Annotated in this window: 6 protein-coding genes; 1 reads left to right on the top strand and 5 read right to left on the bottom strand. The window is 68.4% G+C overall.

Features of this window, described 5'->3' with window-relative positions:
- Positions 1 to 123 precede the first annotated feature (123 nt).
- The 5 genes from cphA to F2P46_RS33730 form a co-directional block, all read right to left on the bottom strand.
- Positions 124 to 2724 carry a cyanophycin synthetase gene (gene cphA / locus F2P46_RS33750; protein ID WP_306667731.1) on the bottom strand — a complete coding sequence of 867 codons (2601 nt, stop codon included), beginning with the start codon at positions 2722 to 2724 and terminating at the stop codon, positions 124 to 126.
- Positions 2721 to 3590: a cyanophycinase gene (locus F2P46_RS33745; protein ID WP_229509563.1), complete on the bottom strand. Its 870-nt coding sequence runs from the start codon at positions 3588 to 3590 to the stop codon at positions 2721 to 2723. Before F2P46_RS33745 ends, cphA begins: the two co-directional genes overlap by 4 nt.
- Positions 3583 to 4494, bottom strand: coding sequence for an isoaspartyl peptidase/L-asparaginase (locus F2P46_RS33740; RefSeq protein WP_166898644.1), 912 nt, complete (start codon positions 4492 to 4494; stop codon positions 3583 to 3585). Before F2P46_RS33740 ends, F2P46_RS33745 begins: the two co-directional genes overlap by 8 nt.
- 170 nt (positions 4495 to 4664) lie before the next feature.
- Positions 4665 to 5264 carry a ubiquinol-cytochrome c reductase iron-sulfur subunit gene (gene petA, locus F2P46_RS33735; protein WP_166898642.1) on the bottom strand — a complete coding sequence of 200 codons (600 nt, stop codon included), beginning with the start codon at positions 5262 to 5264 and terminating at the stop codon, positions 4665 to 4667.
- Positions 5265 to 5321: 57 nt separating this feature from the next.
- On the bottom strand, positions 5322 to 5687 hold the full coding sequence (locus tag F2P46_RS33730) for a hypothetical protein (RefSeq protein WP_166898641.1): 366 nt from the start codon (positions 5685 to 5687) through the stop codon (positions 5322 to 5324).
- A 169-nt stretch (positions 5688 to 5856) separates the two neighbouring features.
- Between F2P46_RS33730 and F2P46_RS33725 the strand changes: the two genes are divergently transcribed.
- A complete protein-coding gene (locus F2P46_RS33725) occupies positions 5857 to 9570 on the top strand; it encodes a WGR and DUF4132 domain-containing protein (RefSeq protein ID WP_166898640.1) in 3714 nt (1237 codons plus the stop codon).
- The last annotated feature ends 350 nt before the right edge of the window (positions 9571 to 9920 follow it).

Below are 9920 nucleotides of genomic sequence, written 5' to 3'. Positions count from 1 at the left end.
CCTGGGACGGCCCATATTTCGCCGCTTTCTCGGCCAATAGCTCGCTATTGGCACTGCGAAATCGTCAAAATCTGGCCTCGCCCAGCTATTTTTTCGCTTCGACTCCCCAAGTCCGACAGGCTGCTAGGCGATATCGGCGGTAATTTTCTCCGCCAGCTGCGGCATGTCCGGGCGAATGGCTTCGATCAGTTCGCTCAACGACGAACCGCACCCGAAGATCAGCACGTCGCCCGGGCTGCACATGCGTAGCGCAAAGCGGATCGCTTCATGGGCGTCGAGCCGGCAGTGCAGCCGGCCTGCTTCGGGCGAGGCGCTCGCCGCACCCTCGCAGATCAGGCGCGCCGTTTCGCCGGCCGGCCGCCCGCGGCTTTCGGACTCGTAGACCACCACCGTATCGAAGCCGGCCGCGCACACCTGGCCGATCTGGCGCAGGTCGCCGTCGCGCCGGTCGCCCGGGGCCGAGACCACGCCGACGATCTGGCCCGCCGCCATGCCACGCGCCATTTCGGACAGGGCGCCGTAGGCCGCGCAGTTATGCGCGAAGTCGACCACCACCTGCACCCCGCCGATGTCGAACAGGTTCGAGCGCAGGGGATTGTTCTTGCCGTCCGATACAAAGCTCGACAGGCCGGCGACGATGCTGTCGTTGGCGAAGCCGGCGGCGGCCAGCGCGGCGGCGGCGGCCAGCGCGTTGGCGACGTTGTAGCGCGCCACCCCGTTCATCGAGACCGGCATGGCGCGTTCGTCGAGCAGGCGCTGGCGGGCGGCGCCGCTGGCCAGCACCACGCCGCGCTCGTGCAGGAACACCGCGCGCCCGCCCCCGGCCAGGTGCGCGAGCAGCACCGGGTGGCTGGCGTCGAGCGAAAAATACACGATCTCGACACCGGGCGCGATGCGGCTTGCCATGGCCACGCACAGCGGGTCGTGCGCGTTAAGCACCACGGCGCGCGAGGCGCTGCGCGCCACCACTTCCTTGACCATGGCCATTTCGTCGAGCGTGTCCACGCCGTCCAGGCCCAGATGGTCGGCCGAGACGTTGAGCACCACGCTGACGTCGCAGCGGTCGAACGCCAGGCCGCGCTTGAGGATGCCGCCGCGCGCCGTTTCCAGCACCGCCAGGTCGACATCGGGCGCGCTCAGCAGCGACAGCGCCGAATGGTAGCCCGTGCAGTCGCCTTCCATGGTCCGCTCGCCGTTGATGTAGACCCCTTCGGTGGTGGTCATGCCGGTGCACAGGCCGGTCAGGCGCGCGGCGTGCTCGATCAGGCGCGTGGTCGTGGTTTTGCCGTTGGTGCCGGTGACGGCGATCAGCGGAATGCGGCCGTCGCTGCCGGAAAACATCGATTCGACGATGGCGTCGCCGGCGTCGCGCGGGGTGCCGGCCGACGGATACTGGTGCATCCGGATGCCGGGCGCGGCGTTGACTTCAATGATGCCGCCGCCCTGCGCGGCCAGCGGCCTGGCGATGTCTTCGCACACGATGTCGATGCCGGCCACGTCCAGGCCAATGGTTTTGGCGGCGCGGATGCAGATCTGCACCGTGGAACGCGGCAGCAGGTCGGTCACGTCTTCGGCGGTGCCGCCGGTCGACAGGTTGGCGTTGCCGCGCAGTTCGACCACGGCGCCGGCGGGAATTACCGCATCGGCGTGGTAGCCCTGCTGGTGCAGCGTTTCGCGTGCGATCTCGTCAAGCGCAATCTTGGTGAGAATGTTGGTGTGACCCTCGCCGCGCGCCGGGCTGCTGTTTTCCAGCGCGACCAGCTGGCGCACGGTCGAGACGCCATCGCCGGTGACGTGCGGCGGACGGCGCCACGACGCCGCGGCGACCTTGTTGCCGGTGACCAGCACCCGGTAGTCGCGCCCCTTCAGGAAGCGCTCGACGATGACCGTGCGCGCGTGCGCGCGGGCGTGGGCGAACGCCGTGCGCACCTCGTCATCCGTGCCGCAGCGGGTGGTGACGCCCTTGCCCTGGTTGGCGTCGAGCGGCTTGATGGTGACCGGGCCGTCAATGCGGGCGGCCACGCGCAGGGCGTCTTCGACCGTGCGCACGGTGTCGCCTTCCGGCACCGGCAGGCCGGCCTGCTCGAGCAAGGTCTTGGTCAGGTGCTTGTCGCTGGCGATATCGACGGCAATGTAATTGGTGCGGCCCGTGACGGTCGCTTGCAGGCGCTTCTGGCGGCTGCCCCAGCCAAGCTGGAACAGGTTGGCCGTGTCGGTCATGCGGATCAGCGGAATGCCGCGCCGCTTGGCGGCAGCCAGCACGGCGCCGGTGCTGGTGCCGATGGCGCAGTCGGCCACGCTCTCCTTCAGTGCGGCCAGGCCGGCTTCGACGTCCACCTCTGTATGGTTGACCAGGGCGTCGACCACGCGCAAGGCCAGCGCGAGCGCTTCGCTGGCGACGCGCTCGAACTGATAACCGCACACCACGCGGCACTGGCCAGCGTCCTTGCGCACGGCGCGCTTTTCGACGCTGCCGATCTCGCTGCCGGCCAGACTCTGCAGTTCCATGGCCAGGTGTTCGAGCAGGTCGCCCAGATCGCCCCCGGCCGGGTCGCGGTAGCTGCGCAAGGACGGCAGCAGGGACGTCAGGCGCTCATGCAGGCCGGGGATCGCGGCCGGGACGGTGCCGGCCAGCGGTCCCGGGTCCACCAAGGTCAGCATGCAAGGGGTGTCGGTAAACAGGTTGGGGCCGCGCAGGAAGCGTTGTCGCTGGATGGTCATCATGATGGTTCTCGTTGTTCTGGTTGAGTAATGGCGTCGAAAAAGTCTTGAAAAGGTGCGGGTATGGGGTTGTTGGCGCCGGCGTCGAAGCGGGTGCCGGACGGCAGCAGGTGCAATCGCACGTCGATCAGCCTTGGCACCTCGCCGTCGTCCAGCGTATCGATGTTGCTGATCATGTTCAGGCCGTCGACCAGGGTCACCGCGCCGTCGCCGATGACATCGATCCCCCTGCCGGGACTGATTAACAGCGCGGTGTCTTCGTCGAGCCCGATGCCGTACAGGTCGGGGCGCTCGGCAAGGATCGACAGCAGGCGCGGCAGGCGCTTGCGCTGGGCGAAATGCTGGTCGAAAACAACGCGCTCGACCAGCCCCAGGCCGGGGCTGAGGCGGATCGCGCCTTTTTCCGGTTCGAGCTCGGCCTTGCCTTCGGCCAGCATGAAGCGCGACATGGCCGAGGCCCCGGCGCTGGTGCCGGCGATGCAGGCGCCGTTGGCGTACGCGCTGGCGATGGCGGCGTGGACGGGCGTGCCGCCGATCATGTCCAGCAGGCGCTTCTGGTCACCGCCGGTCATGAAGATGCCCCGCGCTGCGCGGATGGGCGCGAGCAGTTTTTCGCTGCCCGCTTCCTTGGGGGAATCGAGGTGAACATGGGAGAGGTGCGTCACGCCAAGCTCGGCGAAGGCGGCGCGGTACATTTCGAAGACCTCGCCGGCGATCTGGCTGGCGGCCGTGACCACCGCGACCGGCTGGTCGCCGCCGCCGCACAGCTCGACGAAGCGGGTCAGCACGCGCATGTCGTGCTTGCGGTCTTCGCTGCCGCCGACGATCAGCAGATGGCCTTGGGCCGGTCGATTGCTCGTCTTATCCATGGCTCACCATCGCCTGTGGCATCGCTTGATTGCTCAACGCGCCAGCCTCGGTGCGGCTGACCGCGATCAGGCCCACGGGAACGTCGGCCGGGAACAGGCCGATCGCGCGGCGCAGCGCTTCGTCGAGCGCGATACCGGCGGCGATCCAGTGGTAGACCGTGCTGGCCAGCATGTGGCGCATGATGTGTTCACCGATGCCGGTGGCCGCCACCGCCCCGTGCGGGCCGGCGTAAAAGCCGCTGCCGACGATGGGCGTGTCGCCCACGCGCCCGAGCAGCGACGGCGCCGAGCCGCCGGTGGAAGCGGCCACGGCGAAGTGGCCATCCTGGTCGCGCACCACCGCGCCGACCGTGTCGCAGCCGGTCTTGCCGGCAAAGGCCGGGGAACAGGCGTAGTTCCAGAAGGTGGCGAAATCCCGGTTGTCGACGCCGGGCATGGCCTGGGCGTCGCCGGCGAGCTGGTCGAGCATTTTTTTGTGCGCGCGCCGCGCCTTCTCGCTGACCACGCGATACGGTGCGTGGCCCATGGCGCGCGCGAAGCGCTCGGCGCCCTCTCCGCCGAGCAGGCAGTGCGGCGTGCGCGCCACGTCGCGCGCCACCAGCACCGGGTTCCTGACCGCGCGCAGGCCGGCCACGGCGCCGAGGCGCCCGCGCGTGTCCATCACGCAGGCATCCATTTCGATGGTGGCGCCGTCCAGGCCGAGCGCGGCGCCGGTGCCGGCATTGAAGCGGCTGTCGTCTTCCATGGACACGATGGCGGCGATGGCGGCGTCGAGCGCATCGCCCTCTTGCTCGAGTTGTTCGCGCGCGGCGTGCGCGGCCTGGGCGCAACCGTCGTCGAACTCGCGTCCGGCGCCAGCCCCACCGTGAACCACGATGGCGCTGCCTGGGTGATTTGCATTCATGGCGTCCTTGCTCATTCGTTGATGTTGATTTGTTGAACATTATGCAAATGACAAACGGCTGAGCGAAGTGGACGATGGCGCGTGCGCGTGTAAGAGCTTTCCCACAGGCTATCTGGTAAGCATGAGTTCGCGCCGTCTCGCGGTGCGTGCGGCGCTTGCGGGTGCGTCGTTCAGGCGGGATGGTCGCGGTCGGCGCCGATGCGCAGGCGCGTATCGGCCAGGTATTCGTGCGGCGGAATTTCCAGGTTGCCGGGAGCCGGCACGTTCTTGAACACGCGTCCGGCGAGGTCGAAACGCGAGCCGTGGCAGGGACAGTAAAAGCCGCCGTTCCAGTCGCCGCCCAGGTCGGCGGGTGCGACATCGGGACGATACACGGGCACGCAGCCAAGATGGGTGCAGATGCCGGTCGCCACCAGGAACGCAGGGCGGATCGAGCGGGTGGCGTTGCGTGCGTACGGCGGCTGCTGGTCCTGCCGCGAGCGCGGATCGGCAAGGCGTGCATCATCCTCGCGCAGTTGGGCGATCATGCGCTCGGTCCGGTGCAGTATCCACACCGGCCGGCCGCGCCACTCGCTTGTGAGCAAGGCGCCGGGTGCGATCTGGGCGATGTCGACCTCGACCGGCGCACCGGCGGCCCGGGCAGCTTCGCTTGGCGCCAGGCTGCGCAGGAAGGGAATGGCGGCGGCGGCGAGTACCACGCCCCCGCTCGCGCCGGTTGCCCTGAGCAGCCATTTTCTGCGCAGCAGAGTCGCTTGATCATGGTCAGGCATCGATGCTCCTTTCTTGCTCGTCAAGCGTGCCCGCTGTGTGGGGCGATTACAGGGGACCTACAGCCATGCGGCGAGCTGCTGGCGGATCTTGTCGAACCAGCCGGCACCCGACTTGCCGCCCGCTGTTTTCTTGTCGAGTTCGTCGATCTGCTGGTACATCGGCTTGTAATCTTTTTTGTCGCCGTAACCGAGCAACTCGGCGATCTTCAACTGTTCGCGCGCGGCGCCGATGTTCTGCGTCAACCGGGCTTGCATCACCAGTACGCGCTGCTTTTGCTCAGCCGCGTCCGCGGTGCGCTTGTCGACTTGCGCTTGCACCGACTGGCTTGCCGGTGCCTGGTTGGCGGCGTAAATATGGAAAGGAATTAACAGCCCGGCGACCAGCGTTGAAACACGCAGGGCAGTACGGTTGTGCGAGTTCATTCTGTTCTCCTGTTCCGGGATAGTGGTTGGAGCGCTGGTTTGCCGCTCCTGACTTGTTTGGACCGTGAGGGCGCCCGGCGGTTCCGGTGACGCACGATGTTTTTTTGGCAAATGCGTGTGTAAAATGGTGGCGGCGTTCGCACGGCAACCCTATCGATTAAGGCAAACAATGAAGCGTTTCGAGTTCAACGACGGCAGCTCCAGCAAGTTTTGGGAAATCGAACACGATGGTTGCGACCTGCACGTTCGTTACGGCAAAATCGGCACCACCGGGCAAGCCCAAACGAAGACCCACGCCGATGCCGCCGGGGCTGGCGCCGCGATGGAGAAGCTGGTCCGCGAAAAAACCGGCAAAGGGTACGTCGAGACCGGCGCGGGAACGCCTCGCGCCACAGCGCCGGCGCCGGCCTGCGCGGCGCCGGCCCCCGTACCCGCGCCCGCAAGCGGCGGCGCGCCCTGGCTGGCGGCCGGCCCGGTGCTCGATCTGCCGCCCGCACTGCTCGGCCCCGCCCTGCCCTCGCGTCGCTTTCCGATCCCCCGGCCGCTCGACGCCGACGCCAGCTGGCGCGCGTTTCTCGCCATTGCCAACAAGCGCTTCGTGATCGCCCCGGACGCCTCGCATCCGGACGACCGCAACGCGGCTGCGGAAGCGGCCGCGCGCCTGAGCGAGGGCGCCAGCGACGGCTCGTTCGCATCCGATGTGGTCCTCATGGCGCTCGACGCCTACCTGCACCAGCACCAGCAACGCGACCAGGCGAACGGGCAGTTCCTCGATTTCCTGGTGGCGCGCAAAGGCTTGCCCTACGCCGTGGAAGTGTTCCTCCAGGCCGAAGGCAGCAGTTGCGACCATGCGGCCGGATGGGAGGCGCCCAAATGGCCGGTGATGTTCGCACGCGACCGGGGCCGGGAATTTGCCACCAGCGAAGAGCACATCGACAGCGCGCCCGAACTGGCGCTGCGCGCCCATCTTGCCGCCGCCGCGCCGCAGGCCTGGGAGCAGTGCGTGGCCAGCATTCGGGCCGCCCTGCCGCGCATCGCCCCGCAACGTTTGCCCTGGTACGCCATCATGGTGCCGGAGCTGCCCGATATCGCCAACGACCTGGCACTGACGCTTGATCATGCGCACGCGCCGGACTCGCTCAACTGGCTGCTGCTGGCGGCCACGTCGCCGGCAGCCATCGCCGCGCTGCGCCTGGACAGCGCGCGGCACGGCACGCCACGGCTGTTCAGGAAGCACGCCATGATCGCCACCCTGGTACAGGAACGCGGGGCGGACGCGGTCGCGGCGCTGGAAGCGGGCCTGGAGTACGCGATCGTCGGCGAGGTGCTGACGCGTATCGGCACCCCGGCCTCATTGATCGTGCTGGCGCGCGACGCCAGGGACGACAAGGCAAAGCTGGTGCGCTTCTTCGGCCTGACCCGGCGCTGGCCGCTGGCCGCGATCGCCGCCCTGGCCGAACTGCTGGCGTCCGAGCGCGGCGCGGGCGCCACCTTCGGCTTCGCCCTGAACAAGCTGGTGCGCGCACATGCGGCGGCGGTCCCGGCGATCATCGCCGCCATCGCGCCGGAGGGCGCCAGCCTGCTGGCCGGACTGCACCGGGAGTTGAGCGTGCAGGCCGACCTGGCGGATTGCGCCGACCTGCCGCCCGTGCTGGTCAATCCACCGTGGCTGGCCGCCGCCAGGCCGGCCCACGCGGTGCTCACGCTCAAGCCGCTGGCGCTGCCCGAACGCGAACAATGGGAACCGGGCAGCCGCGAAGCGTGGCTCGCGCTCGACGACGACTTCGGCAAACAGCTCGACGCGGCCCGCAGCGATCCGCTGGCGCTGGCGTGGCTGACCGGGTTTCGCGACAGTCCGCAACGCGAACAGATTGCCGCCTTGATCGGCGGCGCCGATACCGAGCGCCTGATCGCGCTGGCGCGGGAGCACCGCAGCATCCCGACCCGCTACATGCTCGATGGGCGCGGCATCGCCAACCTGCCCGCGCCGCTCGGCCTGGCCCTGTGGAACGCGCTCGGGTGCGACGACGTGAGCAACCTTGGGTATGCCGTGGCGCGCTTCGGCCTGGACGCCCTGCCCTCGGTGGTGACGCTGTGCCGCGACTCGCCGGACGGTGGCCAGTGGCTCGGCCTGCCCTTCGGCGCGGTGGCGCTGGCGCAACCGATGGCGCGCAGCTTCGCCACCAAAAAAGCGGCGCGCGACGAGGCCCGCGCGTGGCTGCTGGCGCACCCGGAGCACGCGGCCTGCGGCTTGATCGCCGTGGCGGTCGGCAAAACCTGCCCGGCGCGCGCACACGCCATCGTCGCGCTGCGCATGCTCGCCCACGAAGGCCAGCGCGCGCTGCTACTCGATGTCGCCGCGCGCTACCGGCAACCGGAAGTGGCGGCGGCACTGGCCGACCTGCTCGACCCGTACCAGCTGTTCCCGGCCAAACAAGCCGCCTTCCCCGCCTTCTGGCAGCCGGGCGGATGGCGCCGGCCACTGTTGGCGCACAATGGAAAAGCACTGCCCGACAGCGCCATCGAGCAACTCGGGTGCATGCTGCGCTTTCCGGGCGACGACGGTGTGTACGCCGGCATCGCCGACGTCAAGCGGGCCTGCACAGCCGAGTCGCTGGCCGACTTCGCGTGGGAGATATTCCTGGCGTGGGTCGGCGCCGGCGGTCCGCCCAAGGAGGGCTGGGGCATGGGCGCGCTCGGCCTGATCGGCAATGACGACAGTGCGCGCAAGCTCACTGCCTGCCTGCGCAGCTGGCCCGGAGAGAATCAGCACCAGCGCGCCGTGGCAGGGCTGGACGTGTTGGCCGCCATCGGCAGCGACACCGCGCTGATGCTCCTGAACGGCATCGCGCAGAAGATCAAGTTCAAGGCCTTGCAGGATCGCGCGCGTGAAAAAATCGCGCAGATCGCCGACGCGCGCGGCCTCGGCGTGGAAGAACTGGAAGACCGCCTCGCGCCCGACCTGGGCCTGGGCGAAGACGGCACCTTGCTGCTCGACTTCGGGCCGCGCCAGTTCCGCGTCGGCTTCGACGAGACGCTCAAGCCGTTCGTGCGCGACGACGCCAAGCTGCGCCTGGCGGACCTGCCCAAGCCGAACAAGGCCGACGACAAGGCGCTGTCGGCGGCGGCGGTGGAGCGCTTCAAGGCGCTCAAGAAGGAGGCGCGCACCATCGCCGCGCAGCAGGTGCGCCGGCTGGAAGCGGCCATGTGCGCGCAGCGGCGCTGGAGCGCGGACGTGTTCCGCCAGTGCCTGGCCGGGCATCCGCTGGTGCGCCATCTGGTGCAGCGGCTGGTGTGGAGCGTGTACGAGGGCGAGGCGAATTTGCTGGCGTGCTTCCGGGTCGCTGCCGACGGCAGTTTTACCGATGCCGCCGACGCGCCCTTCGCGCTGCCCGAAGGCGATGGGGTCCGCATCGGCATTGCGCATGCGCTGGACTTGCCGGCGGCCGATGCGGCGGCGTTCGGCCAGCTGTTCGCCGATTATGAACTGTTGCAGCCGTTCGCCCAGATCGGACGCGACGTGCACACGGCCAGCGCCGCCGAACTGGCGTCCGGCAGCTTCGAGCGCTGGGTTGGCGTGGTGGTGGCGAGCGGCCGCGTTCTCGCGCTGGAAAACCAGGGTTGGCGGCGCGGCCGCGCCTGGGACGGTGGCGCGATCTGGAATGTCAACAAGCCGCTCGGCGGGGGACGCGCGGCGCAGCTGGACCTCACCCCCGGCCTGATGGCGAATAATCCGGGCGAATTTGCCGAGCAGACGCTGGGCAAGCTGATTGTGGGGGCGACGGACCGGCACGGTGAAGTGCCGGTTGCGGCCAGTCTGGCCACGCTCGATGCCATCGCCATCAGTGAACTGATACGGGATATGGTAATGCTGTGCTCCTAACAGGGGGCGATTGGGAGAAGACGGCGCTAAAAGCAGCTACGCCGTGCTTACCAACAAGCCTTCGGAAGTCAGTCTTTGTACGATCTCCGCCTGGCGTTTATCGCGGCGGCGTTTTGCCGCATCGCGCCCCGGAGCTGTTTCCAGCCGCATTTCTTCACGCCGCACTGTTTCCGCAAACGAGGGGACGGAGTCGATGTACTGGCGCGAGGCCTTATCGGACAGAGGAATGTAGTCTGTATTGCAGCTTTCACCGTATATATGCAAGAAATGGCTTTTATACGGTGAAAGTGAGGACTGGTCTGCAAGGACGATGAATGGGGCCGCCGGTCCCCAGGCCTGGCGCTACAACC

Source organism: Massilia sp. CCM 8734 (assembly GCF_011682155.1).
Taxonomy (GTDB): domain Bacteria; phylum Pseudomonadota; class Gammaproteobacteria; order Burkholderiales; family Burkholderiaceae_D; genus Telluria_A; species Telluria_A rubra.
This window is presented reverse-complemented; position numbering and strand designations above follow the sequence as displayed.

Coding starts and splice junctions, on each gene's coding strand:
- F2P46_RS33725 (WP_166898640.1), top strand. CDS start 5,857: ATGAAGCGTTTCGAGTTCAACGACGGCAGCTCCAGCAAGTTTTGGGAA.
- petA (WP_166898642.1), bottom strand. CDS start 5,264: ATGCCTGACCATGATCAAGCGACTCTGCTGCGCAGAAAATGGCTGCTC.
- cphA (WP_306667731.1), bottom strand. CDS start 2,724: ATGATGACCATCCAGCGACAACGCTTCCTGCGCGGCCCCAACCTGTTT.
- F2P46_RS33730 (WP_166898641.1), bottom strand. CDS start 5,687: ATGAACTCGCACAACCGTACTGCCCTGCGTGTTTCAACGCTGGTCGCC.
- F2P46_RS33740 (WP_166898644.1), bottom strand. CDS start 4,494: ATGAATGCAAATCACCCAGGCAGCGCCATCGTGGTTCACGGTGGGGCT.
- F2P46_RS33745 (WP_229509563.1), bottom strand. CDS start 3,590: ATGGATAAGACGAGCAATCGACCGGCCCAAGGCCATCTGCTGATCGTC.